Genomic DNA, 25,409 nt, shown 5'->3' on the forward strand with positions numbered 1-25,409 from the left:
GCCCTCTCCTCGCGCAGTTTGCGGCCGGCCCCTGGGGCCACGAATTCCGTAAACCTTATGAGATATCCCCATGACTCATCGCATCGTGATTGTCGGCGGCGGCGCCGGCGGCCTGGAACTGGCGACCCGCCTGGGTAAAAGCCTGGGCAAGCGCAAGCAGGCCGAGATCACCCTGGTCGACGCCAACCTCACGCACATCTGGAAACCCCTGCTGCACGAAGTGGCCGCCGGCTCGCTGAACTCCTCGGAAGACGAACTGAACTACGTGGCCCAGGCCAAGTGGAACCACTTCAACTTCCAGCTGGGGCGCATGAGCGGCCTGGACCGTGAAGGCAAGCAGATCCAACTGGCTGCCACCCTCGATGAAGAAGGCCGCGAGCTGCTGCCTGCGCGCACCCTGGGCTACGACACCCTGGTCATCGCCGTCGGCTCCAACACCAACGACTTCGGCACCTTGGGCGCGGCGCAGCACTGCCTGTTCCTTGACACCCGCAAGCAGGCCGAGCGTTTCCACCAGCAGCTGCTGAACCACTACCTGCGTGCCCACGCCGGCGACGTGGCCAGCGAGCAGATCAGCGTGGCTATCGTCGGCGCCGGTGCCACCGGTGTGGAACTGGCGGCCGAGCTGCACCACGCGGCCCATGAACTGGCGGCTTATGGCCTGGATCGCATCCAGCCCAAGGACATGCATATCACCATCATCGAGGCCGGCCCGCGCGTGCTGCCTGCGCTGCCGGAGCGTATCAGCGTGCCGGTGCACAAGACCCTGGAAAAACTTGGGGTGAAGGTGATGACCAACGCGGCCGTCAGTGAAGTGACCGAGGACGGCCTGAAGACCAAGGACGGTGAAGTGATCCAGGCCAGCCTCAAGGTGTGGGCGGCGGGTATCCGTGCGCCGGGCTTCCTCAAGGACATCGACGGCCTGGAAACCAACCGCATCAACCAGCTGGTGGTGCGCCCTACCCTGCAGACCACCCGCGACGACAACATCTTCGCTTTCGGTGACTGTGCCGCGTGCCCGCAACCGGGTAGCGACCGCAACGTGCCACCACGGGCCCAGGCCGCGCACCAGCAGGCTTCGATGCTGGCGCAGAGCCTGAAGGCGCGCCTTGAGAACAAGGCGCTGCCGACCTACGAGTACAAGGATTACGGTTCGCTGGTGTCGCTGTCGCGCTTCTCCGCAGTGGGCAACCTGATGGGTAACCTGATGGGCAGCGTGAAGCTGGAGGGCTGGCTGGCGCGGATGTTCTACGTGTCGCTGTACCGCATGCACCAGATGGCGCTGTATGGGTTCGTCCGCACGGCGTTGATGATGCTGGGCAGCAAGATCGGTCGGGGCACAGAGCCACGATTGAAGCTGCACTGATAAAAATCGGAGGGTCGCTCAGGCGGCCCTTCTTTTTGACCATTTTTTCGAGGCAAATGAAAAAGGGCATCTCGTTCGAGATGCCCTTTGTTCATGGTGGGTCGTGTAGGATTCGAACCTACGACCAATTGGTTAAAAGCCAACTGCTCTACCAACTGAGCTAACGACCCAAAAATGGTCGGGGTGAGGGGATTCGAACTCCTGACATCCTGCTCCCAAAGCAGGCGCGCTACCGGACTGCGCTACACCCCGAGGTCTTGCTTAAAAAAAAGGGCACCTCGCTCGAGATGCCCCTTTTTACATGGTGGGTCGTGTAGGATTCGAACCTACGACCAATTGGTTAAAAGCCAACTGCTCTACCAACTGAGCTAACGACCCGGAAAATGGTCGGGGTGAGGGGATTCGAACTCCTGACATCCTGCTCCCAAAGCAGGCGCGCTACCGGACTGCGCTACACCCCGAGATTGGCTCCGCGACCTGGACTCGAACCAGGGACCCAATGATTAACAGTCATTTGCTCTACCGACTGAGCTATCGCGGAACTGAACTTCGGTACAACTTACTTCACTGCTACTCCGAAGACTGTGTTCGCTTCGGACTCTTTAGCTTCTTCGCTTTCGCGTTGTCGCTGCTGAGGCCGGCTATTCTACATTCTTCGTTTTGCTTGTCAACCACTTTTTTTCATTCAACTTACTGATTTGTAAGTTGTTTTGCGGTCACCGATGTTGCTGGTGATTCGCTTAGTGCCTGACAACGCGGCGTATATTAGGGGCACTCGATTTTTGATGCAAGCAGAAATTTCAAAAATTTCAGCAAGTTATCCCAAATGCCCGGAAAGCCCCGGATTTGCTGGGCTTGTCCCGCGAAGAGGCCACAGGAAGACACAAAAAAGCCCCGCCGAAGCGGGGCTTGTTCACACCTGCAATCAGGCAAAGACGATTTCGTCGCCTTCCACCTTGGCGGTAATCGCCGTCCCTGGGATGAACTTGCCTGCCAGGATCAGCTGCGCCAGCGGGTTTTCGATCCAGCGCTGGATCGCCCGCTTCAGCGGCCGTGCGCCATATACCGGGTCGTAACCCACAGCGATCAACTTGTCCAAGGCCTCTGGGCTCAGGCTCAGCGACAGTTCGCGTTCGAGCAGGCGGCTGCGCAGGCGGCCAAGCTGGATCTCGGTAATACCGGCGATCTGCTCGCGGCCCAGTGGCTCGAACACCACCACTTCGTCGATCCGGTTGATGAATTCCGGACGGAAGTGCGAACCCACTGCGTCCATCACCGCCGCACGCTGCGCCTCGCGATCCCCCACCAGCTCCTGGATCTGCGCAGAGCCCAGGTTGGAGGTCATCACGATCACCGTGTTGCGGAAGTCCACGGTGCGGCCATGGCTGTCAGTCAGGCGGCCGTCTTCCAGCACCTGCAGCAGCACGTTGAACACATCCGGGTGAGCCTTCTCCACTTCATCCAGCAGTACCACCGAGTACGGCTTGCGGCGCACGGCCTCGGTCAGGTAACCGCCCTCTTCATAACCAACGTAGCCTGGCGGGGCGCCGATCAGGCGAGCCACGGAGTGTTTCTCCATAAACTCGGACATGTCGATGCGTACCATGGCCTCTTCAGTGTCGAACAGGAACTCGGCCAGCGCCTTGCACAGCTCGGTCTTGCCCACGCCGGTCGGGCCAAGGAACAGGAACGAACCACTTGGCCGGTTAGGGTCGGACAGCCCCGCACGCGAACGGCGCACGGCGTTGGCAACAGCAGTAACTGCCTCGCTTTGGCCGATCACCCGCTGGTGCAGCAGTTCTTCCATCTTCAGCAGCTTCTCGCGCTCGCCTTCGAGCATCTTCGCAACCGGGATACCGGTCCACTTGGACACCACTTCGGCGATCTCTTCCTCGGTGACCTTGTTGCGCAGCAACTGGTTCTCGGTCTTGCCGTGCTGGTCAACCATCTGCAGGCTGCGCTCCAGGTCCGGGATTACCCCGTACTGCAGCTCGGCCATGCGGCTCAGGTCACCTTTGCGACGGGCGCTTTCCAGCTCCTGGCGGGCCTGCTCGATCTTTTGCTGAATCTGCGCCGAGCCCTGCACTTCGGCTTTTTCCGACGCCCAGATCTCTTCCAGGTCGGAATACTCGCGCTCCAGCCGCTCGATTTCTTCGGTGAGCTTTTCGAGGCGCTTCTTGGCCGCCTCGTCTTCTTCCTTCTTCAGCGCCTGGGATTCCACCTTCAGCTGGATCAGGCGACGGTCGAGGCGGTCGAGCACTTCCGGCTTGGAGTCAATCTCCATGCGGATGCGGCTGGCCGCTTCGTCGATCAGGTCGATGGCCTTGTCCGGCAGCTGGCGGTCGGTGATGTAGCGGTGGCTGAGCTTGGCTGCAGCGATGATTGCACCGTCGGTGATGGCCACCTTGTGGTGCACTTCATAGCGCTCTTTCAGGCCGCGCAGGATGGCGATGGTGTCTTCCTCGCTGGGCTCTTCCACCAGCACTTTCTGGAAACGCCGCTCCAGCGCCGCATCCTTCTCGATGAACTGACGGTATTCGTTGAGCGTGGTGGCACCAACGCAGTGCAGCTCGCCACGGGCCAGGGCCGGCTTGAGCATGTTGCCGGCGTCCATGGCGCCCTCGCCTTTGCCGGCGCCGACCATGGTGTGCAGCTCGTCGATGAACAGGATGATCTGGCCTTCCTGTTTGGAAAGCTCGTTGAGCAGGCCTTTGAGGCGCTCTTCGAACTCGCCGCGGTACTTGGCACCGGCGATCAGCGCGCCCATGTCCAGCGCCAGCAGGCGCTTGCCTTTCAGGCCATCGGGCACTTCGCCGTTGATGATGCGCTGGGCCAGGCCTTCGGCGATGGCGGTCTTACCCACGCCAGGCTCACCGATCAGCACCGGGTTGTTCTTGGTGCGACGCTGAAGCACCTGCACAGTGCGGCGGATTTCGTCGTCACGGCCGATCACCGGGTCGAGCTTGCCTTCTTCTGCGCGCTTGGTCAGGTCGACGGTGTACTTGTCCAGGGCCTGGCGCGATTCTTCGGCGTTGGCGTCATTCACCGCCGCACCGCCGCGCAGATTGTTGATGGCGTTTTCCAGGGCCTTCTTGCTCACACCTTGGCTGAGCAGCAGCTTGCCGAGCTTGCTGTTCTCGTCCATGGCGGCGAGCACCACCAGTTCGCTGGAAATGAACTGGTCGCCCTTCTGCTGGGCCAGACGGTCGGCCTGGTTGAGCAGGCGCGCCAGGTCCTGCGACATGTTCACGTCACCGGTAGGGTTCTGGATTTTCGGTAATTGGTCGAGTTCTTTAACCAATGCCTGGCGCAGGCTGTTGATGTCGAAGCCAACCTGCATCAGCAGCGGCTTGATCGAACCGCCCTGCTGTTCGAGCAGTGCCTGCAACAGGTGCACGGGCTCGATGGCTGGGTGGTCCATGCCAACGGCCAGGGATTGGGCATCGGATATTGCAAGCTGGAGCTTGCTGGTCAAACGGTCTATTCGCATGGTGTACCTTCCTTAAAAGGGCAGGTCGGAGCGATGGACAGCGCCTGTTTATGAAGAAACCTGCCTGAGATGACCTTATAGATAAGGCTGATTCTGGAAGATTCAAGCGTAGCGGGCTTGACCGGGGTCAACTTGCTGGATCAGCGCTTGCCCCGCGAAAGGGCCAGTACAGGCTAGCGCGGAGCCAGCCAGACCAGCGAGGCGAAGCGCCCGCCTTGCGGGGTACGGCGATAGGAGAAGAACCGCTCATCACTGACCGTGCAATAGCCACCGCCATAAACGGCTGTGACTCCACGCGCCGCCAGGCGAATGCGCGCCAGCTCGTAGATGTCGGCCATCAACTTGCCCGGCCGCTCGCCGTCGACGAAGGCCCTGGCTGCTTCAGGATGCATGGCAGTAAAGGCATCGCGCACTTCCAGCCCCACTTCGAAGGCCTTGGGGCCAATGGCCGGCCCGAGCCACACCAGCACCTCTTCGGGCGCCAGCGCCAGGCGATCAAGCGTCGCCTCAAGCACGCCGCCCGCCAGCCCGCGCCAGCCGGCATGCGCTGCGGCCACGCGAGTACCCGCGCGGTCACAGAACAGCGCCGGCAGGCAATCGGCCGTCATCACGGTGCAGGCGATACCTGGCTGGTCAGTCCAGCTGGCATCGGCCTCGGCCACCACGGCCGGGTCGGCATCCGCCACCACCAGGCCATGCACCTGCTTGAGCCAGGCTGGCTGGATGGCGAAGGTGTCACTCAGGCGTCGGCGGTTCTTGGTAACCGCGACCGGGTCATCGCCCACGTGATCGCCGAGATTGAAGGATTCGTAGGGTGGCAGGCTGACGCCGCCCTCACGGGTAGTGACGCAGGCGCGAACCGAAGCCGGGGCTGGCCAGTCGGGGATCAGCAGCGACTGCATCAGGCCGTTCATCCGATAAAGCTCTCGCGGTCTTGGTTGAGCAGCGACAGCAACCAGACGAAGTCGTCCGGCAGTGGCGACTCCCACTTCATCTTCTCACCGGTGATCGGGTGGACTAACGCCAGAAACCGCGCATGCAGCGCCTGGCGCGGGAAGGTCTTGACCGCCTCGACCATGGTTGGGCTGGCTGCCGGCGGAATACGGAAACGCACACCGTACGTCTGGTCGCCGACCAGCGGATAACCGACATGCGCCATGTGCACGCGGATCTGGTGAGTACGGCCGGTTTCCAGCTTGACCCGCACATGGGTGTGCGAACGGAAGCGCTTGAGCACCCGGTAGTGGCTGACCGCAGGCTTGCCGCCGTCAGTCACCGCCATGCGCTGGCGCAGCCCGCCGTGACGACCGATCGGGGCGTCGATCTTGCCGCCAGCGATCACCACCCCAACCACGATGCATTCGTAGATCCGGCTGACAGTGCGGCTCTGCAGTTGCTCGACCAGCTTGGTCTGCGCTTGCAAGGTCTTGGCCACCACCATCAGACCGGTGGTGTCCTTGTCCAGGCGGTGAACGATTCCAGCGCGCGGCACGTTGATGATGTCTGGCACGTGGTGCAGCAGCGCATTGAGCAGCGTACCACTGGCATGCCCGGCGGCCGGGTGCACAACCAGCCCGGCAGGCTTGTTGATCACCATGATGTGGTCGTCTTCGTAGACGATATCCAGTTCGATATCTTCTGCGACCCACTCACCCTGGGCCTCTTGCTCGGCCTCCAGGATAAGTTGCGAACCACCATGGACGGGGTCCCGAGGGCGCACGACCGCGCCATCGACCGTCAGGCGGCCCTCTTTGATCCACGAAGTAAGCCGCGAACGCGAATACTCGGCGAACAATTGGGCGGCGACCTGGTCGAGGCGTTGGCCGCCCAGTTCGGACGGGACCTCTGCGCTAAGTTGAATGATCTCGGACATGCTCGATTCGGCGGGCGCACAGCCTTTGGTTTCGGCTGCGAGCTTGTGGTTAAATACGGCTTCTTTTGTCCCGGGGTTGGCCGGGGCGCTCATCATAACAGGACGGCACCGCCCAAGACAGCGGCCGTCAAAGGGACGCAAGCCGCCATGCAAGTGAAACACCTGCTGCTGATCGCCATCCTCGGGCTCACCGCGGCCTGTTCCTCCAATAAGGAAGTCATTGACGAGAACCTCAGTGAGGCCGAGCTGTATCAACAGGCTCAGGCTGACCTGGACAACTCCAGCTACACCAGCGCCGTGAACAAGCTCAAGGCTCTGGAGTCGCGTTACCCGTTCGGCCGCTACGCCGACCAGGCGCAGCTCGAGCTGATCTACGCCAACTACAAGAACTCCGAGCCTGAGGCCGCCAAATCGGCTGCCGAGCGCTTCATTCGCCTGCACCCGCAGCACCCGAACGTAGACTACGCCTACTACCTCAAGGGCCTGACCTCGTTCGACCAGGACCGTGGCCTGCTGGCGCGTTTCCTGCCGCTGGACATGACCAAGCGTGACCCGGGTGCCGCCCGCGACTCGTACAACGAGTTCGCCCAGCTGACCAGCCGCTTCCCCAACAGCCGCTACTCGCCGGACGCCAAGCAGCGCATGATCTACCTGCGCAACCTGCTGGCTTCCTACGAAATCCACGTGGCCGACTACTACCTGAGCCGCCAGGCCTATGTGGCCGCTGCCAACCGTGGCCGCTACGTGGTCGAGAACTTCCAGGAAACCCCATCGGTCGGCGACGGCCTGGCGGTCATGGTCGAGTCTTACCAGAAGATGCACCTGGACGAGCTGGCGGCCACCAGCCTGGAAACCCTCAAGCTCAACTACCCGGACCACCCGAGCCTGGTCGATGGCCAGTTCCAGCCCAAGCAGACCGAGTCTGACGGCCGCGGCTGGCTGTCCAAGGCCACCCTGGGCCTGATCGAGACCGAAACCCCGCTGCCGCCGGGCGAGACCCGCGCCAACCAGGACGTGGTCAAGCAGTTCCAGGACGCGCGCGACGAGATGCCGCAAGAGCTGCTGCCGAAGGACGAGAACGGCGACCCGATCGTGCCGGCAGGCCCGAAGGAAGCTGAGAAAGACCGCTCGTGGTTCAGCTACATGACCTTTGGTCTGTTCGACTGATCCAAGCGCAGTGAGAAAGGGAGGCCAGAGGCCTCCCTTTTTTTATGCCCGCGTCCTAGACTGTCGGCTTCTACAACCAACAAGCTGGACACCATGGTTCGCCTACTCTTCTGGATCGCCCTGATCGCCGCCGCGTTCTGGCTGTGGCGCAAGTTCAAAGTCAGCCAGCAGTCGCACTCCGAGCCAAAGCTCGACGCGCCGCTAAAGATGGTGCGCTGCGCCCACTGCGGCGTGCATCTGCCCAACGACCGGGCGCTACAGCAGGGGAATGACTGGTATTGCAGCCAGGCACACTTGCAGCAAGGGCCTGGCCAATCGCGGTAATCTGTTAGTTCGGTGAAATTGGGCCCGCTATGTGGGCCCGGCGATCTCAGCCCAAACGCCCTGCCGGCGCATACGGTGCCGGATCGATAATTGGCTCGTCCCCGGTCAGCAGGTCGGTGAACAGCTGGCACGAAGCAGGCGCCAGCACCAACCCGTTGCGGTAATGCCCGCAGTTCAGCCACAGACCGTCATGCCCCGGCACTGGCCCGATGTAAGGAATGCCTTCCGGCGAGCCAGGCCGCAGTCCTGCCCAGTGCCCCACCACCATGGCATCCTTCAGCTCTGGCAGCAGTTCGATGGCCGAAGCCTTGAGGCTGGCCAGCGCGTCCTCGGTCGGGGTCTTGTCGTAACCGGCATGTTCCAGCGTACTGCCCACGAGGATGTGCCCGTCACGACGCGGGATCGCATAGCGCCCCTTGGCCAGCACCATGCTCGGCAGGAAGTCTTCGGCGCACTTGAACAGGATCATCTGGCCCTTCACCGGCTCCACCGGCAGCTCAAGCCCCAGGGTGCGCAGCAGGTCGCCACTCCAGGCGCCAGCACTGAGCACCACTTCATCTGCCTTGAGCACACCGTCAGCTGTGTGTACGCCTGTCACGCGCCCATTCTCGTGAACGAAGCCGCTGACCTGGCAGTGCTCGCGCAAGGTGACGTTGGGCAGTGTCAGCAACGCTGACTTGAGCGACTTCACCAGGCGAGGGTTACGCACGTTGGCCACACCGGCCATGAAGATCGCGTGCTTGAAACCTGGACCAAGCACCGGCACTGCATCGTAGGCGGCGCAGATATCCACAGCGCTGAGTGGCCTGCGCTCACGCTCGGCCCAGGCCAGCGCCTCGGCTTCGTCGTCCAGATCGAGCCAGTACAGGCCAGTGGTGTGCACCTCAGGATCGAGGCCTGTACTGGCGAACAGACGCTCGCCCAGTTGCGGATAAAAATCCTGCGACCAATGCGCCAGCGCAGTCACCGCCGGGCTGTAGCGCCAGGGGTACAGCGGAGAAACGATACCGCCGCCGGCCCAGGAAGACTCACGGCCAACTTCGCCCTGGTCACACACCACCACCTGGCCGACCTTGGCCGCCAGGTTGAACGCGGTCAGCAGGCCGATCACCCCGCCGCCGACCACCACTACTTGCTTGCTCATCTGTCGATCCAACACCTGAAGTAAATCCGCGATGCCTGGGCATCATTCAACCTTCAGCTTCCCCAGCAGCGCTCGCTGCTTTCCATGGCGCCCGGATTGCGCTGCACACCGGCCTGGTCGAGCTGGAAGTCGCCACAGCGGTCATCGGCCATCAGGCCATCAGGCAGCCGGCGGGCGATCAGCGTGAAGGTATCGCTGTCGCGCTGGGCCTGCAGGCGGTAGTGGCGGTTGCCGATGGGCAGCTGTGGGTCGCCCTCGGCGTACTGGCCGGTGCGCACGCGATGGCGCTCCAGGCGCAGGGCAGTGTCATGCAGCAGGCCAACCACTTCGCTTCGTGCGGCTCGCCTGAGCTGGTCGCTGTAACTGGGGTAGGCAATGGCTGCCAGAATGCCGGTCACAGCCACGACAATCAACAACTCGATCAGGGTCATACCTTGCTGCATGTCAGTCCTGCCTCAGTCTTTGCCGCCAGAGGATGCGCTGGGGGGCTTGTGGTTGCGCGGTCGGGATGGCGTAGACGGCTTCCAGGACCTGGCGGGCTGTCAGTTGCTGGCTGACAGCTGTTACGCGGTACAAGGTGAACCGCTCACCCTCGGGCATATGTGCAGCTCGGTCGGTTTCGCCTAGGTTCTGCAGGTGAAAGTAGCCGTCCTTGATCTTCTGCCATTGGCCTCGCAAGTCGTGCGGACGTGGAGGTGGTTGGCAGTCGCTGCACTTGTCGGGCGGGGAACGCTGCAGTTCATCGACACCGGCCTGCAGCACGATCTCTGCTTGTTCGAATGCCACCAGGCCATCACTCATGGCGCCGGTCATGCGCGTTTCGACCAGTGCATCGCGCAGGGCTGAAGCTGCAAGCAAGGCCAGCAGCATGCTGAACACCAGCGCCAGCAGCAGCACGATACCGCGCTGATGCTTCATGGGATGGATACCGGATTGCGCAGTGCCACGCTCAGTTCATGGCGCTGTTCGAGCTTCGTAGTCGGTTCATACAAGGTCAGTTGCAGGTCTATCCGCCCCCCGTCCGCAGTCTCGACATGCACTATCCGTAACTGACGAACATGATCGACCAGCGGCTGTGTATTGCTACGTCGCTTTAACCTCAACGTGCTGCCCTTCACATCGTAACGATGGTGACTGACAGGAATTGCCATGAGCTTTTCTGGGTTCAGAGGGCGCTCGCTGTGTACATGGACCTTATCGATACAATCGGTCAGTACCGTCCAGTCCGGTACACCGGGATACCCTGATAGCTCAGCGACCACCAGGCCAAGGCTAGCGGTGCCGACTTCAAGTGGTTGCTTGAAGGCTTGCCGTGCAGCCGAGTCCTTGAAGTCGGCAGGCTTCAGTTGCAGGCATCCGAACATTCCGGCCATGCGAATATCCTGAGCCATGCGCAGTAACGCCAGGCGGGCGTCATCCTGCAAGCGCAGAGCAGCCCCCTGCAGACGCCAGCCGTGGTGGGCGGAGGTGAACAGTTGACCGGCCGCCGCCAGCAGCATCAACCCTATAGCCAGTGCCAGCGTCACTTCGAGCAAACCGAAACCACCCTGCCCGCGCCTCATCGCAAGCTCCGCTCTCGTTCGCTGTGCTCCGCCAGCACCGCCTGCCCATGGCGACGTGCATTTTCCGTGGCCTGCAAAGCCTTCAACTGCAACCCTGCTGCGGCGAATATGCCCACGGCCACTACCAGTACAGCAAGTAACACCTCGACCAGCGTCATGCCCCACTGCTTCTTGTGCATCCCTGCATCTCCTGCGACATTTCCCGCAATTGCATTGAACTTGGTCGACTGGACCTCCTGTCCAACGACCGTGAAGCTATAGCCAAGCACTTCCAGGGAGGAATGCACGGTGAGGCAACGTGGTGTAACACTGATTCAAATGATGTTCGCCCTGGCTATGGCCGCCTTGCTGACGCAGCTCGGCATGCCGGCCTACGCCAGGTTGAGCGATGACCTACACAGAGCTGCGGCAGCCCGAGATCTGGCCCAGGCACTGCGCAGCGCGCGCAGCCACGCCATGCTGCAAAGCCAGCAGGTGCTGGTGCAATCTCTGGAGGACGATTGGGGAAAAGGTTGGCGCGTGCTGCTGGAACACAATCAGCAAGTGCTGCGCGAACACCGCCTATCACGGCCAGTGAACATTGCAGCCAATACTGGCAGGCAGGTGAAGTTCAGTGCACTGGGTGTACCGCTGGGAGTGAACAACGGATTACTGGGGGGCAGACTGGAACTCTGCGAAAAGCCTTCCAGCAAGAGTCAATATCGGGTGGTACTGGCAACCAGTGGCAGAATCAGCCTGCGCACAGATGAACCGGAAAAGTCCCTGTGCGCAGGCCGCTGACTCAGATCAGCGAGCGAACCCGCAGCTCTTTAGGCATGGAGAACGTGATGTTCTCCGGCCGCCCATCCAGCTCTTCAGCGCCGGTAGCGCCCCAGGCCTTGAGCTGTTCGATCACACCCTGCACCAACACTTCGGGGGCCGAAGCACCGGCAGTGATACCCACCCGTTGCGCCTTTTCAAACCAGGCACGCTGCATGTCCTCAGCGCCATCGATCAGATAGGCCGGGGTGCCCATGCGCTCGGCCAGCTCGCGCAGGCGGTTGGAGTTGGAGCTGTTGGGGCTGCCAACCACCAGCAATACATCACTCTCACTGGCCAGCTGCTTGACAGCGTCCTGGCGGTTTTGAGTGGCATAGCAGATGTCGTCCTTGCGCGGGCCGCCGATGTTCGGGAAGCGTGCGCGCAGGGCATCGATGACACGGCTGGTGTCGTCCATCGACAGCGTGGTCTGGGTGACGAAGGCCAGGTGGTCCGGGTCGTTCACCTGCAGCTTGGCAACATCCTCCTCGTCTTCGACGAGGTAGATGGCACCGCCATTGCTGGCGTCGTATTGACCCATGGTGCCTTCGACTTCCGGGTGCCCCTCGTGGCCGATGAGAATGCACTCACGGCCATCGCGACTGTACTTGGCCACTTCGATATGAACCTTGGTAACCAGCGGGCAGGTCGCGTCGAACACCTTCAGGCCACGGCCGGCAGCTTCCTGGCGTACGGCCTGAGAAACACCGTGGGCACTGAAGATGACGATGACATCGTCTGGCACCTGGTCCAGTTCTTCGACAAAGATGGCGCCACGGTTGCGCAAGTCTTCCACCACGAACTTGTTGTGCACCACTTCGTGACGCACATAGATCGGCGGGCCGAAGACTTCCAGCGCACGGTTGACGATTTCGATCGCCCGGTCGACCCCCGCGCAGAAGCCGCGCGGGTTAGCGAGTTTGATTTGCATGCTCGGCTCCAGGCCTACAGGGCCTTGACCTCGAGGATCTCCACCTCGAAGGTCAGGGTCTTGCCAGCCAGTGGGTGATTGAAGTCGATGGTCACCTGATTGTCATCGAACGCTTTGACCACACCCGGCAGCTCGGTGTTGGCGGCGTCGTTGAAGATGATCAGCAGCCCTTCGGACAACTCCATACCCTCGAACTGGGACCGTGGCATGACTTGCACGTTCTGAGGGTTGGGCTGGCCGAAGGCGTTCTCCGGGGCCACCACCACGGTGCGCTTGTCACCGGCCTTGAAGCCGAACAACGCGCTCTCGAAGCCTGGCAGCAGGTTGCCGTCGCCGACCTTGAAGGTGGCCGGGGCCTTGTCGAACGTACTGTCGACGGTGTCGCCGTTTTCCAGGTGCAGCGCGAAGTGCAGGGTGACTTCGGTGTTCTGGCCGATACGGGTGTCAGTCATGGACCGGATCCTCGGACTTCTTGCTCTTGAACATATCCAGCGCCAACATCACCGCACCAACGGTGATGGCGCTGTCGGCCAGGTTAAAGGCCGGGAAGTAATGACGGTTCTGCCAGTGCACCAGGATGAAGTCGACCACATGGCCGAGCACGATGCGGTCGTACAGGTTGCCGATCGCACCGCCCAGTACCAGTGCCAACGCCACCGCCAGCCAGGTTTCACCGCGCCCCAGGCGCTTGAGCCAGACCACCAGCACTGCACTCACCACCACCGCAATCAGGGCGAACAGCCAGCGCTGCCAGCCGGCGCCATCGGCGAGGAAGCTGAAGGCAGCACCGGTGTTGTAGGCCAGGGTCCAGCTGAAGTAGTCAGGGATGACGACGATCTGCTGGTACATGGTCAGGGCGTTGTTGAAATACAGCTTGGTGGCCTGGTCGAGGACCAGGACCAGCAAGCTCAGCCACAGCCATGCAAGGCGCCCGAAGCGCCCTGCTGCAGGGTTAGGCATAGTGGCGCACCTCACCCGAGCCGGTCAGGTTGTCGACGCAACGACCGCAGATTTCCGGGTGCTCCGGGTGGCTGCCGACGTCGGCGCGGAAGTGCCAGCAACGGCCGCACTTGACGTGACCGGACTTGACCACCTGCAGCTTGAGACCTTCGACTTCGGTGGCCACGGCTTCGGCCGGCGCCTGGGCGAATGGCACCACGCTGGCGGCCGAGGTGATCAGCACGAAGCGCAGCTCGTCGCCCAGCTTGCTCAGGTCGGCGCTCAGGCCTTCCTCGGCGAACAGGGTGACTTCGGCCTGCAGGTTGCCGCCGATGACCTTGGCGGTACGCTGGTTTTCCAGTTCCTTGTTGACTGCGGCCTTCACGGCCATTACGCGGTCCCAGTAGGCGCGGTCCAGCTCGGTGCCTTCCGGCAGCTCGGTCAGGCCCTGGTACCAGCCGTTGAGCATCACCGATTCGTTGCGCTCGCCCGGCAGGTACTGCCAGATTTCGTCGGCGGTGAACGCCAGGATCGGCGCGATCCAGCGCACCAGCGCCTCGCTGATGTGGTACAGCGCGGTCTGGCAGGAACGGCGGGCGACACTGTTGGCGCCGGTGGTGTACTGGCGGTCCTTGATGATGTCGAGGTAGAAGCCGCCCAGCTCCTGCACGCAGAAGTTGTGGATCTTCGAGTAGACGTTCCAGAAGCGGTATTCGCCGTAGTGCTCTTCCAGCTCGCGCTGCAGCAGCAAGGTACGGTCCACCGCCCAGCGGTCCAGGGCGATCATTTCTTCCGGCTGCAGCAGGTCACGGGCCGGGTCGAAGCCGGACAGGTTGGAGAGCAGGAAACGCGCGGTATTGCGGATACGCCGGTAAGCGTCGGCGCTGCGCTGCAGGATCTGCTCGGAAACAGCCATCTCGCCCGAGTAGTCGGTCGCGGAAACCCACAGGCGCAGGATGTCGGCACCCAGGGTGTTGTTGACCTTCTCCGGCTCGATGGTGTTGCCCAGCGATTTGGACATCTTGCGGCCGCTTTCGTCCACGGTGAAGCCGTGGGTCAGCAGTTCGCGGTACGGCGCGTGACCGTCGATGGCGCAACCGGTCAGCAAGGAGGAGTGGAACCAGCCGCGGTGCTGGTCGGAGCCTTCCAGGTACAGGTCGGCGCGCGGGCCGGTGGCGTGGCCGATGTCGTGCGAGCCACGCAGCACGTGCCAGTGAGTGGTACCGGAGTCGAACCAGACGTCCAGGGTATCGGCGATCTTGTCGTACTGGCCGGCTTCGTCACCCAGCAGTTCGGCGGCGTCCAGCTTGAACCAGGCTTCGATGCCCTCTTGCTCGACGCGCTTGGCTACCGCTTCCATCAGCTCGACGGTGCGCGGATGCAGCTCGCCGGTCTGCTTGTGCAGGAAGAACGGAATCGGTACGCCCCAGTTGCGCTGACGCGAGATGCACCAGTCCGGGCGGTTGGCGATCATCGAGTGCAGGCGCGCCTGGCCCCAGGCCGGGACGAACTTGGTGTCTTCGATGGCTTTCAGGGCACGCTCGCGCAGCGGCTCGCCGGTGCTCGGCTGCTTGTCCATGCCGACGAACCATTGCGCGGTGGCGCGGTAGATCAGCGGGGTCTTGTGGCGCCAGCAGTGCATGTAGCTGTGCTTAATAGTTTCGGTATGCATCAGCGCGTCGACTTCTCGCAGCTTGTCGACGATAGCTGGGCCCGCCTTGAAGATGAACTGACCACCGAAGAACTCCAGCGACGGCACGTACACGCCGTTGCTCTGTACGGGAGTGAGGATTTCATCATTGTGCATGCCGTAGCGCTTGCAGGTGACGAAGTCATCTTCGCCGTAGGATGGCGAGGTGTGAACGATGCCCGTACCGGCGCTGAGTTCTACGTAGTCGGCCAAGTATACCGGCGAATTGCGATCATAGAACGGGTGACGGAAATTGATGAGCTCCAGCGCCGATCCAGGCGCACGGGCGATCACCTGCCCTTCTCGGCCATAGCGCTTGAGGCAGGATGCTACCAACTCCTCCGCCAGCACTAGCAGGCGGTCACCTGCATCTACAAGGGCATAGCTGAAATCAGCGTGGACGCTCAGCGCCTGGTTGGCCGGAATCGTCCAGGGTGTGGTGGTCCAGATAACCATTGACGTCGGCTTGGCCAAGCTGGCCAAGCCAAAGGCGGCTGCCAGCTTGCCAGCATCGGCTTCGGAAATCGGGAAGGCGACGTCAAGCGTCTGAGACTGCTTGTCGGCGTATTCAACTTCGGCTTCAGCCAGCGCCGAACCGCAATCGAAACACCAGTTCACAGGCTTGAGGCCCTTGAACACGAAACCTTGCTTGACCATCTCGGCCAGGGCACGGATTTCACCGGCCTCGTTGGCGAAGTTCATGGTCTTGTACGGGTTGTCCCAGTCACCCAGCACGCCCAGGCGGATGAACTCGGTCTTCTGCCCTTCGATCTGCTCGGCGGCGTACTCGCGGCACAGCTCGCGGGTGCGGTCGGCAGTCAGGTGCTTGCCGTGGGTGACCTCGACCTTGTGCTCGATCGGCAACCCGTGGCAGTCCCAGCCTGGTACATACGGCGCGTCGAAGCCGGACAGGGTCTTGGAACGGACGATCATGTCCTTGAGGATCTTGTTCAGCGCATGACCGATGTGAATTTTGCCGTTGGCATAGGGCGGGCCGTCGTGCAGGACGAACTTCGGACGATCCTTGCCAATTTCGCGCAGCTTCTGGTACAGGCCAATGCTGTCCCAGCGCTGCAGGATCTGCGGTTCGCGCTGAGGCAGGCCGGCCTTCATGGGGAAGGCGGTGTCCGGAAGGTTTAGCGTGGCTTTGTAGTCGGTCATTTCAGGCTCTTCGTTAGCGGTTGAGCGTGCCAATGTGCACGTGCGGCGGCGATATCCGCATCGATCGCCGACTTCAGCGCCTCCAGGGAGGCGAATCGCTGCTCTTCACGCAGCTTGTGGTGGAATTCCACCGTCAGGCGCCGGCCATACAGATCGCCGGCATAATCAAGTAGATGAATCTCGAGGTGCGGGCGGCCGTCGCCGGCCACGGTGGGGCGCACCCCGATGTTGCCGACACCCGGCCACGCCTTGCCGTCGATCTCGATGCTGGCCAGATAGACACCGGACAGCGGCACACGGCGGCGTTTGAGCTGGATGTTGGCGGTCGGCGTGCCCAGCTGGCGAGCCAGTTTCTGGCCATGCAGCACACGGCCGGTAATGCGGTATGGGCGGCCCAGCAGGTGCTCGGCCAGCTCGAAGTTGCCTTCGGACAGCGCCTTGCGCACCTCGGTGCTGCTGACCCGCAGGCCGTCCTGGATCACCGTGTTGGCGGCTTCGACGGTAAACCCGTACTGCTCGCCGGCAGCGACCAGGAAGGCGAAGTCGCCGGCACGGTCGCAGCCGAAGCGGAAGTCGTCGCCTACTTCGAGGTGGCGCACACCCAGGCCATCGACCAGGATCGCCTTGACGAACGCATCGGCACTGAGTTTGCTCAGGCGCTGATTGAACGCCAGGCACAGCACCCGGTCGATACCTTCGGCGGCCAGCAGTTCGACCTTGTCGCGCAGGCGCGCCAGGCGGGCGGGTGCGGTGTCCGGGGCGAAGTACTCGCGCGGCTGCGGTTCGAAGATCACCACGCAGGTCGGCAGGCCCAATGCCTGGCCGCGCTCGCGCAGGCGCGCCAGGATTGCCTGGTGGCCGCGGTGAACCCCGTCGAAGTTGCCAATGGTGGCGACACAGCCCCGGTGCTCGGGGCGCAGGTTGTGAAGACCTCGAACCAGCTGCATAACGCGCTTCTTGCTCATAAAGTGGCCGATTATAACCACACCCGGGCGCTGGTGACAGGCAGCAGCGCCAAGGGATGGCGTGGAATGCGAAAAACCGACGCCTGACCCGCCTTCTACCTCAATGCAGGGCCTTGCGGGCGAAATGCCGGGGCCGGAAACCACACAGGTACAGGCAACCGAAATAGGTCACCACACCCGCCGCGATCAACGCACCGAGGCGCAGAAACCGTTCAAGCATGTTGCCCTGCTCCCAGGCCGGCAGGTAGTGCATGCCCACCAGCAGCACCGCTGCCATCAGGGTCACTGCCAGCACCAGCTTGAGCAGGTACATCGCCCAGCCCGGTTGCGGCTGGAACAATTGCTGGCTGCGCAGCTTCCAGAACAGCAGGCCCGCGTTCAGGCAGGCACCCAGGCTGATCGCCAGGGCCAGGCCGGCATGCTGCAGCGGGCCGATCAGCGCCAGGTTGAACAGCTGGGTGCAGACCAGGGTGAAAATCGCGATCTTCACCGGCGTACGGATATTCTGCTGCGCGTAGAAGCCCGGTGCCAGTACCTTGACCAGGATGATCGCCAGCAGGCCAACCGAATAGGCGATCAGCGCGCGCTGGGTCATCGCGGCGTCGAAGGCGCTGAACTTGCCATATTGGAACAGTGCCACGGTCAGCGGCTCGGCGAGGATCGCCAGGGCCAGGGTGCACGGCAGCACCAGCAGGAAGCACAGGCGCAGGCCCCAGTCCATGATCCGCGAATACTCCTCGCGGTCCTTGTTGGCGTAGGTCTTGGCCAGGGTCGGCAGCAGGATTGTGCCCAGGGCAACGCCCAGCACCCCCGAAGGCAGCTCCATGAGGCGGTCGGCGTAATACATCCACGACACCGAGCCCGCCACCAGGAACGAGGCGAAGATGGTGTTGATGATCAGCGAGATCTGGCTCACCGACACCCCGAGGATCGCCGGCAGCATCTGCTTGAGCACCCGCCATACGCCTGCGTCGCGCAGGTTGAGGCGTGGCAGCACGAGCATGCCGATCTTCTTCAGCGCTGGCAGCTGGTACAGCAACTGCGCCAGGCCACCGGCCAGCACGCCCCAGGCCAGGGCCATGATCGGTGGGTTGAAGTACGGCGTCAGCAGCACGGCGAAGATGATCATCGCCACGTTGAGCAGGGTCGGGGTGAACGCCGGGACCGAAAAGCGGTTCCAGGTATTGAGGATCGCACCGGCCAGGGACGACAGCGAGATCAGCAATATATAAGGGAACGTCACCCGCAGCAGGTCCGTGGTCAACGCGTACTTCTCGGCACTGTCGACAAAGCCCGGGGCGGTGGCCCAGACCACCCACGGCGCGGCGAGGATGCCAACCGCCGTGACCAGGGCCAGCACCAGGGTCAGCAGGCCGCTGACGTAGGCGATGAAGGTCCGTGTCGCCTCCTCGCCCTGCTGGGTCTTGTACTCGGCCAGAATCGGCACGAACGCCTGGGAGAATGCCCCTTCGGCAAAGATCCGCCGCAGCAGGTTGGGCAGCTTGAAGGCGATGAAGAAGGCGTCGGTGGCGATACCGGCCCCGAAAACACGGGCCAGGATGGTGTCGCGCACGAAGCCCAGCACCCGCGAAATCATGGTGATGGAGCTGACTGCAGCCAGGGATTTGAGCAGATTCATCGAAAAGATTCACGCCAGAGACAGAGGGCGCTGCCAGACAGCGTCCGAATGTGCGATACTCCCGCGCCTTCGCAGGGGAGCCAAAAATTCCCGAGTTTACAGGTAGCACGGCAGAAAGGAATATTTCCCGCCTGTTGCTGCACCACTCGGCGGAACCCTGCAGGTGGCCTTGACATCCGGTCGACTCATCGGCATGATTCGCGGCCTATTTTGTTTGCTATTTACCTAAAGTCTTTCGAGGAGCTCGACGGTGGCCAACACACCTTCCGCCAAGAAACGTGCAAAACAGGCTGAGAAGCGTCGCAGCCACAACGCCAGCCTGCGTTCCATGGTCCGCACCTACATCAAGAATGTAGTTAAAGCCATCGACGCAAAAGACGCCGAAAAAGCGCAAGCCGCTTACGTTCTGGCTGTACCTGTAATCGACCGTATGGCCGACAAAGGTATCATCCACAAGAACAAAGCTGCTCGCCACAAAGGCCGTCTGAATGGCCACATCAAGGCGCTGAAAGAAGCTGCAGCTGCCTAAGCGACGCTTGTCGAAAAAACCGACCCTAGGGTCGGTTTTTTTATGCCTGCAATTTGTGCAATCCCACAAAAGCAGGGCCGCGCTTGGCGGCCCTGCTCACTATCACTTGGCGATCTGGATCTTCGGCGCCCACTGCAGCCAGGCATCTTCGGGCTTGTCGAACAAGGCGAAGGTCTGCTGCGGCCGTGCCGGGTTGCCCATTTGCTCGCCTTCAGGCGTGGCGAAAGCAATACCGCCATCGATGAGCGTCTGCAGCGACTCGGTACGCACCGTGGCGCCCTTGAACAGCCCCCAGTCAAAGCCGAAGCCACTGCTGTTCCAGAACCGGCTGCCTCCGCGCACCAGGGCGGCATAACGCGGCTCGATCAGAATGTGGATCAACACGCGATCCGCAGTCTGACCCAGCTCGAATCCGGTCACCTTGCCCACCGCCACCTCGCGATAGGTAACAGGCACCCCCGGCTTGATCGAACCACGCCGCGGCGCACTCAGGGTCAACGGCAGTCCTACTTCCTCTCCGACAATTTCAGGTGCCTCGCCCAGCGCAATGAAATCACGCTGTGGCCCCTTGTCCTTCGCCGCTGGCTGCACTTCGATGTACTGCCCACCAATCAAGGTATCGAGGTTCTCTGTACGCACCAGCCCAAGCGCCGGCTTGACCACCCAGAACTGCGTGCCTGCACGGACAATGCGATCAGCCGCTTCGGTGATACGTGCTCGCAGCAGTACCGCCTGCAAGTCTTTTGTCAGGTCCACGCTCTCGACGCTACCCACATCCAGGCCACGGAAGCGGATTGGCGTACCCGGCTTGAGGCCGTCGGCACGGTCTACCCGAATTGTGACCAGGGTACCGGTACGGTTCACCGCCTCCTGGCTCTCCAGCAGGCGGAAGCGTGGGATACGGCGCTTGAGCGCAACATTGGGCGTGGGCGTATCGAAGGCGATACCGCCGGCCATCAGGGTCTGCAGTGACTCACTCTTGATCTTGATACCCGAAAGGCCACCGGTCAGGGTAATACCGCTGACGTTCCAGAAGCGCGAAGAGCCGTTGACCAGGTTTTCGTATTCCTTTTCGATGTGCACACCAATCAGGATCCGCTTGCTGTTACGGGCAAACTGGTAGCTCTGCACGCTACCGACCTTCACTTGGCGATACATCACCGGGCTGCCGATCTCCAGAGAACCCAGGGTATCGGCGAACAGCACCATGTGCAGACCTGGCGCCTTCAGGTCCAGCGGCGGGGCCTTGGGCCGGGCCTCGAACTCGCGCTGTGGCTTGGCGCCCTTCTCGCCTGGGCGAATGGCAATGTAGTTACCTTTGACCAACGCTTCCAGGCCAGTGATACCGGCCAGAGAAATCGACGGCTTGACCACCCAGAACTGCGTGCCATCGACCAGATAGTCTTCAGTGAGCGGGTCCAGCGTCAGCTCGGCCGTGGCGCTGGCCAGGTTGTCTTCCATCTTCAGGGTTTTCAACGAGCCGACCTGAATACCCTTGTACATGACTGGTGTACGACCGGCCTGTAAACCTTCGTAGTCGCTCAACTTCACTTTGACACGGATACCCGCCTGGGCCGCATCGAAGTCTTCATACAAGCGGAACGGCAGGCTCGGGTCGGTCGGTGGGCTGTCCTTGCGATACTCCGGGGTGGCGAAAGCGATACCCCCCGCCACAATGCTCGACAGCGACTCGCTGCGCACCTTTACACCCGACAGATCAGCGTCGATGCTGATGCCGCTGGCATTCCAGAAACGCGTGTGCTTGCGCACCAGGCTAGCGTAGGCTGGCTCGATAAACACTTTGACTTCAACCGTGCTCTGGTCATCGGACAGGCGATAGCTTTTCACCCGGCCAACCTGGATCTGCTTGTAGAACACCGGGCTGTCCCGATTGAGCGAACCCAGGCGTTCAGCCTTGAGGGTCAGGTGCAGGCCTGGCTCGGTGTCGGACAGGGGTGGCGCGACCTTTAGTGCGGTAAAGCGCTTGGTCCGCTCGCCTTCACCTGGGCTGACAGCGATGTAATTGCCGGATACCAGTGTTTCCAGGCCCGAGATACCGGCCAGGCTGACACTTGGCTTGACCAGCCAGAATCGCGTGCCTTTGGTCAGGTGCGGCTCGGCGGCCTTGTTCATCTCGATGGTGGCGATCACTCCCTGGTTGTCGCCCTGGGCATCGAGCACCAGCTTCGTGACCTTGCCGACCGACATGCCTTTGTAGATCACCTCAGTCTTGTTGGCGACGATGCCTTCGCCAGTCTCGAAGCGCACCTCGATCTCGACGCCAGCATCGCGGTAGGCCTGCCAGGCCAGCCAGCCACCGATCATCAGCGCGATTAGCGGCAGGATCCAAATGGCCGACCAGTTCGAGGCAGGGCGGGTTTTAGCCGTTGGCATGTCACTCATGGTCGTCATCCGACTCCGTGTTATCCCAGATCAGTCGGGGATCGAAAGTTAAAGCAGCAAGCATCGTGAGGATCACCACAGTTGCGAAGGCGACAGCGCCCAGGTTGGCTTCGACACTGGCGATACGACCGAAATTCACCACCGCCACCAGAATTGCAATGACGAAGATGTCCAGCATGGACCAGCGCCCTATGAACTCGATGAAGCGGTACATCAGTATCCGTTGCCTTGCCGACAGCGGTTGGCGGCGCTGGACCGAATACAGCAACAGACCGATGCCCACCAGCTTGAAGGTGGGCACCAGGATGCTGGCAATGAACACCACGGCGGCGATTGGCACCATGCCGTGCTTGAGCAAGGTGATGACGCCGGACATGATGGTGTCGCCGCTGCCCTGCCCCAAGGTGCTGATAGTCATGATCGGCAGCAGGTTGGCCGGGATGTACAGGATCGAGGCGGTGATCAGCAATGCCCAGGTACGGATAATGCTGTTGGGCCGCCGCGCGTGCACGATGGCGCCGCAGCGCGTGCAGGTCTGCGAGTCGCTTTCGACATCCTGGCGGTTCAGTTCATGACATTCATTGCAGACCAGGATGCCTGCATCAATCGCCCGCATGGAGATCCTCCCCCGACAACGCACTCCAGATCTGATGTGGCGACATCACCACTTCGAGCCAGACCTGGACCAGTAACAGGCTGATGAAACAGAACAAGCCCAGGCCAATGGTCAGTTCGGCCAGGTCCACGAGCTTGACGATCGCCACCAGCACGCCCATGAAGTAGACCTCGAGCATGCCCCAGTCACGCAGGTGGTGATAAAAGCGGTAGAACACCAGCCCATAATCACGCCCCACATTCAGGCGGATGCTCAGCAACACGGCCAACTGGCACAGCAGTTTGAGCAGCGGAACGGCCATGCTGCAGAGGAACACCACCACGGCAACGCCGCGCATCTCTGAGTTGTACAGGCCCAGCACACCACTCCAGACGGTATCGTCCGAAGTCTGGCCGAGCAGGTGCAACTGCATGATGGGCAGGAAGTTGGCCGGTACGAACAGCAGCAAGGCCGTGAGCACAAGGGCCAGGCTACGGTTGACCACATTGTGCCGGTGGGCATACAGCTCGTAGCCACAGCGTGGACATTGGGCTTTTTCGTCATGCTGCAGCACCGGCTTGCGCATCAGCAGGTCGCACTCGTGGCAGGCGACCAGCTCATCCAGCGGCAACTGCTCTAGGGCTTGTGTTTCGACGGGATCGGGCATCTCGATATTCTGAATAGGTACGTCGGCTCTATTCTAGTGTTCCCAGCTCGAAATGTGGGAGATGACTAATGCCTAGCAGGCACGCAGAAAGACAAAACCCCTACCTGCATGCGCAGATAGGGGTTTTGCGAAATGAATCTTGACGATGACCTACTCTCACATGGGGAAACCCCACACTACCATCGGCGATTCGATTTGTTAAAGAGCGTTTGGTTAAGAGCTTTTCGTCTCAACCGAGGCGCGCATTCTACGCTTTCCTCATTTCGTGTCAAGCGTTTATTTTGAAGTTTTCTCCGAGAAACTCGTTTAGCTTCAAACACTTGACTCGCTGCGATCACTCGCTAGCGGGAGGCGAATAATACAGCGTTTAAAACCGCTGTCAACCCTCATCTCAACCGCTATCGATCTTTCGATCGAAGCCCCTCCAACATCACCTCAACTACTTAACTCATTGAATCTCAAGGAGTTTGTCGTTCCGATGTCGCTGGAAGTGGGGCGCATTATAAGGGGATTCGAAAGCGCGTCAACCTTTAATTTCAAGAAACTTCAATATCGCTGAAAAGAAGCGGGGAGGCCTGTCGGCCTCCCCGCTTCATTTCATCCCTTACAAGCTAGGGAAGGCAAACTGCGACGCCTCATGGCTGGCGCGCTGCGGCCAACGCTGGGTGATTGCCTTGCGACGGGTATAGAAGCGCACACCGTCCGGGCCATAGGCATGCAGGTCGCCAAACAGCGAGCGCTTCCAGCCACCGAAGCTGTGGTAGGCCACCGGCACCGGCAGCGGTACGTTGACCCCGACCATGCCCACTTCGATCTCGTCGCAGAACAGGCGCGCCGCTTCACCGTCACGGGTGAAGATGCAGGTACCGTTGCCGTATTCGTGATCGTTGATCAGCTGCATGGCCTGCTCCAGGCTATTCACGCGCACCACGCACAGCACAGGGCCGAAGATCTCTTCTTTATAGATGCGCATCTCCGGTGTGACGTTGTCGAACAGCGTGCCGCCAACGAAATAGCCATCTTCATTACCTGCCACGCGGAAACCTCGGCCATCCACCACCAGCTTGGCGCCAGCGGCAACGCCATCGTCGATGTAACCGACAACCTTGTCACGGGCTGCAGCAGTCACCAGCGGACCCATGTCCAGGCCACAGGACGTGCCGGCACCAATCTTCAGCGCCTTGATCTGAGGTTCCAGCTTGGCGATCAGTGCATCGGCAACCTGGTCGCCCACGCACACCGCCACCGAGATAGCCATGCAACGCTCGCCGCACGAGCCGTAGGCGGCGCCCATCAGCGCGCTGACCGCGTTATCCAGGTCGGCATCGGGCATCAGCACTGCGTGGTTCTTCGCACCACCCAGGGCCTGCACGCGCTTGCCGCGCTTGGTGCCTTCGGCATAGATGTATTCGGCAATCGGGGTCGAACCGACGAAGCTCAGTGCTTTCACTTCCGGCGCTTCGATCAGTGCATCGACCGCTTCCTTGTCACCGTGCACCACGTTGAGGATGCCCTTCGGCAGGCCAGCCTCCAGCAACAGCTGGGCGATGAACAGGGTCGAGCTCGGGTCACGCTCGGAGGGCTTGAGGATGAAGGCGTTACCGCAGGCGATGGCCAGCGGGTACATCCACAGCGGCACCATGGCCGGGAAGTTGAACGGGGTGATACCAGCGACCACACCCAGCGGTTGGAAGTCGGACCAGGCGTCGATGTTCGGGCCGACGTTGCGGCTGTACTCGCCTTTCAGCACTTCCGGCGCCGCGCAGGCGAACTCGACGTTCTCGATGCCACGCTTCAGTTCACCGGCAGCGTCTTCCAGGGTCTTGCCGTGCTCTTCGCTGATCATCTGCGAGATGCGGGCTTCGTTCTGCTCCAGCAGTTGCTTGAAGCGGAACATCACCTGGGCGCGCTTGGCTGGCGGGGTGTTGCGCCAAGCCGGGAAGGCAGCCTTGGCAGAATCGATAGCTTCCTGCACGGTCGCGCGGCTGGCCAGTTCAACCTTGCGTACCGCCTGGCCGGTGGAAGGGTTGAAGACATCGGCGGTGCGCTCGCCCTTTGTAACCAGTTCGCCGTGGATCAGGTGCTGAACAATGCTCATGCAAAACTCCAGATAAAGAAGGTTGAGGCAGGCGCGTGAGGGGTTCACGCGCCCTACGTCAAAAGCGG

23 protein-coding genes and 5 tRNA genes are annotated in these 25,409 nt (G+C 61.6%); 5 read left to right on the forward strand and 23 right to left on the reverse strand.

Features of this window, described 5'->3' with window-relative positions; all coding sequences use genetic code 11:
* Positions 1-70: 70 nt before the first annotated feature.
* On the forward strand, positions 71-1,366 hold the full coding sequence (locus tag BGP85_RS26005) for an NAD(P)/FAD-dependent oxidoreductase (protein WP_103445773.1): 1,296 nt from the start codon (positions 71-73) through the stop codon (positions 1,364-1,366).
* A gap of 94 nt (positions 1,367-1,460) precedes the next feature.
* Here BGP85_RS26005 and BGP85_RS26010 read toward each other — a convergent pair.
* From BGP85_RS26010 to rluD, 8 genes are all read right to left on the reverse strand, one after another.
* Positions 1,461-1,536, reverse strand: a tRNA-Lys gene (locus tag BGP85_RS26010).
* A gap of 5 nt (positions 1,537-1,541) precedes the next feature.
* Positions 1,542-1,618: transfer RNA gene (locus BGP85_RS26015), tRNA-Pro, on the reverse strand.
* 50 nt (positions 1,619-1,668) lie between these two features.
* Positions 1,669-1,744: transfer RNA gene (locus BGP85_RS26020), tRNA-Lys, on the reverse strand.
* Between the two features lie 6 nt (positions 1,745-1,750).
* A tRNA-Pro gene (locus tag BGP85_RS26025) sits at positions 1,751-1,827 on the reverse strand.
* 4 nt (positions 1,828-1,831) lie between these two features.
* Positions 1,832-1,907, reverse strand: a tRNA-Asn gene (locus BGP85_RS26030).
* Between the two features lie 384 nt (positions 1,908-2,291).
* Positions 2,292-4,856 (reverse strand): ATP-dependent chaperone ClpB, encoded by a 2,565-nt coding sequence (gene clpB / locus BGP85_RS26035; protein WP_103445774.1) that lies wholly within the window; start codon positions 4,854-4,856, stop codon positions 2,292-2,294.
* A 173-nt stretch (positions 4,857-5,029) separates the two neighbouring features.
* Positions 5,030-5,770 carry a peptidoglycan editing factor PgeF gene (pgeF, locus tag BGP85_RS26040; RefSeq protein ID WP_103445775.1) on the reverse strand — a complete coding sequence of 247 codons (741 nt, stop codon included), beginning with the start codon at positions 5,768-5,770 and terminating at the stop codon, positions 5,030-5,032.
* A complete protein-coding gene (rluD, locus tag BGP85_RS26045) occupies positions 5,767-6,729 on the reverse strand; it encodes a 23S rRNA pseudouridine(1911/1915/1917) synthase RluD (protein WP_103446232.1) in 963 nt (320 codons plus the stop codon). The genes pgeF and rluD overlap by 4 nt, the downstream gene beginning before the upstream one ends.
* Before the next feature lie 147 nt (positions 6,730-6,876).
* Between rluD and BGP85_RS26050 the strand changes: the two genes are divergently transcribed.
* Both BGP85_RS26050 and BGP85_RS26055 read left to right on the forward strand, forming a co-directional pair.
* Positions 6,877-7,896 (forward strand): outer membrane protein assembly factor BamD, encoded by a 1,020-nt coding sequence (locus BGP85_RS26050; RefSeq protein WP_060512985.1) that lies wholly within the window; start codon positions 6,877-6,879, stop codon positions 7,894-7,896.
* A gap of 93 nt (positions 7,897-7,989) precedes the next feature.
* Complete coding sequence (locus BGP85_RS26055) at positions 7,990-8,220, forward strand: PP0621 family protein (RefSeq protein WP_103445776.1); 231 nt, start codon at positions 7,990-7,992, stop codon at positions 8,218-8,220.
* 46 nt (positions 8,221-8,266) lie between these two features.
* Here BGP85_RS26055 and thiO read toward each other — a convergent pair whose 3' ends face one another.
* From thiO to BGP85_RS26080, 5 genes are read right to left on the reverse strand one after another with little or no spacing between them, the layout of a single operon-like run.
* A complete protein-coding gene (gene thiO / locus BGP85_RS26060; RefSeq protein WP_103445777.1) occupies positions 8,267-9,364 on the reverse strand; it encodes a glycine oxidase ThiO in 1,098 nt (365 codons plus the stop codon).
* A 53-nt stretch (positions 9,365-9,417) separates the two neighbouring features.
* Complete coding sequence (locus tag BGP85_RS26065; RefSeq protein WP_103445778.1) at positions 9,418-9,807, reverse strand: type IV pilin protein; 390 nt, start codon at positions 9,805-9,807, stop codon at positions 9,418-9,420.
* A gap of 1 nt (position 9,808) precedes the next feature.
* A complete protein-coding gene (locus BGP85_RS26070; protein ID WP_103445779.1) occupies positions 9,809-10,282 on the reverse strand; it encodes a hypothetical protein in 474 nt (157 codons plus the stop codon).
* Positions 10,279-10,926, reverse strand: coding sequence for a PilW family protein (locus BGP85_RS26075; RefSeq protein WP_103445780.1), 648 nt, complete (start codon positions 10,924-10,926; stop codon positions 10,279-10,281). The genes BGP85_RS26070 and BGP85_RS26075 overlap by 4 nt, the downstream gene beginning before the upstream one ends.
* Positions 10,923-11,105 (reverse strand): prepilin-type N-terminal cleavage/methylation domain-containing protein, encoded by a 183-nt coding sequence (locus BGP85_RS26080; protein ID WP_103445781.1) that lies wholly within the window; start codon positions 11,103-11,105, stop codon positions 10,923-10,925. Before BGP85_RS26080 ends, BGP85_RS26075 begins: the two co-directional genes overlap by 4 nt.
* A gap of 109 nt (positions 11,106-11,214) precedes the next feature.
* Here BGP85_RS26080 and BGP85_RS26085 point away from each other — a divergent pair, with 109 nt between their 5' ends.
* Positions 11,215-11,706, forward strand: a complete 492-nt coding sequence (locus BGP85_RS26085) for a GspH/FimT family pseudopilin (protein ID WP_103445782.1) — start codon at positions 11,215-11,217, stop codon at positions 11,704-11,706.
* A 1-nt stretch (position 11,707) separates the two neighbouring features.
* Here the strand turns inward: BGP85_RS26085 and ispH are convergent, their stop codons facing one another.
* The 6 genes from ispH to murJ form a co-directional block, all read right to left on the reverse strand.
* Entirely contained in the window at positions 11,708-12,655 is a 948-nt protein-coding gene (gene ispH, locus BGP85_RS26090; RefSeq protein ID WP_103445783.1) for a 4-hydroxy-3-methylbut-2-enyl diphosphate reductase, read from the reverse strand.
* 14 nt (positions 12,656-12,669) lie between these two features.
* A complete protein-coding gene (fkpB, locus tag BGP85_RS26095; RefSeq protein ID WP_103445784.1) occupies positions 12,670-13,107 on the reverse strand; it encodes an FKBP-type peptidyl-prolyl cis-trans isomerase in 438 nt (145 codons plus the stop codon).
* Positions 13,100-13,615: a signal peptidase II gene (gene lspA / locus BGP85_RS26100; protein WP_054886101.1), complete on the reverse strand. Its 516-nt coding sequence runs from the start codon at positions 13,613-13,615 to the stop codon at positions 13,100-13,102. The genes fkpB and lspA overlap by 8 nt, the downstream gene beginning before the upstream one ends.
* Positions 13,608-16,445, reverse strand: coding sequence for an isoleucine--tRNA ligase (ileS, locus tag BGP85_RS26105; RefSeq protein ID WP_103445785.1), 2,838 nt, complete (start codon positions 16,443-16,445; stop codon positions 13,608-13,610). Before ileS ends, lspA begins: the two co-directional genes overlap by 8 nt.
* Positions 16,442-17,392 (reverse strand): bifunctional riboflavin kinase/FAD synthetase, encoded by a 951-nt coding sequence (ribF, locus tag BGP85_RS26110; protein WP_103445786.1) that lies wholly within the window; start codon positions 17,390-17,392, stop codon positions 16,442-16,444. The genes ileS and ribF overlap by 4 nt, the downstream gene beginning before the upstream one ends.
* Before the next feature lie 118 nt (positions 17,393-17,510).
* Positions 17,511-19,049, reverse strand: a complete 1,539-nt coding sequence (gene murJ / locus BGP85_RS26115; protein WP_103445787.1) for a murein biosynthesis integral membrane protein MurJ — start codon at positions 19,047-19,049, stop codon at positions 17,511-17,513.
* Between the two features lie 250 nt (positions 19,050-19,299).
* Between murJ and rpsT the strand changes: the two genes are divergently transcribed.
* Positions 19,300-19,578, forward strand: a complete 279-nt coding sequence (rpsT, locus tag BGP85_RS26120; protein WP_003247625.1) for a 30S ribosomal protein S20 — start codon at positions 19,300-19,302, stop codon at positions 19,576-19,578.
* Positions 19,579-19,680: 102 nt separating this feature from the next.
* Here the strand turns inward: rpsT and BGP85_RS26125 are convergent, their stop codons facing one another.
* The 4 genes from BGP85_RS26125 to BGP85_RS26140 all read right to left on the reverse strand — a co-directional run bounded on the left by BGP85_RS26125 (position 19,681) and on the right by BGP85_RS26140 (position 25,341).
* Positions 19,681-21,981, reverse strand: a complete 2,301-nt coding sequence (locus tag BGP85_RS26125; protein ID WP_103445788.1) for a PqiB family protein — start codon at positions 21,979-21,981, stop codon at positions 19,681-19,683.
* Positions 21,974-22,597 (reverse strand): paraquat-inducible protein A, encoded by a 624-nt coding sequence (locus tag BGP85_RS26130; protein ID WP_103445789.1) that lies wholly within the window; start codon positions 22,595-22,597, stop codon positions 21,974-21,976. Before BGP85_RS26130 ends, BGP85_RS26125 begins: the two co-directional genes overlap by 8 nt.
* Entirely contained in the window at positions 22,584-23,243 is a 660-nt protein-coding gene (locus BGP85_RS26135) for a paraquat-inducible protein A (RefSeq protein ID WP_103445790.1), read from the reverse strand. The genes BGP85_RS26130 and BGP85_RS26135 overlap by 14 nt, the downstream gene beginning before the upstream one ends.
* A gap of 604 nt (positions 23,244-23,847) precedes the next feature.
* Positions 23,848-25,341 (reverse strand): CoA-acylating methylmalonate-semialdehyde dehydrogenase, encoded by a 1,494-nt coding sequence (locus tag BGP85_RS26140; RefSeq protein WP_079229826.1) that lies wholly within the window; start codon positions 25,339-25,341, stop codon positions 23,848-23,850.
* Positions 25,342-25,409 lie beyond the last annotated feature (68 nt).

The organism is Pseudomonas putida (assembly GCF_002906855.1).
Taxonomy (GTDB): Bacteria; Pseudomonadota; Gammaproteobacteria; order Pseudomonadales; family Pseudomonadaceae; genus Aquipseudomonas; species Aquipseudomonas putida_N.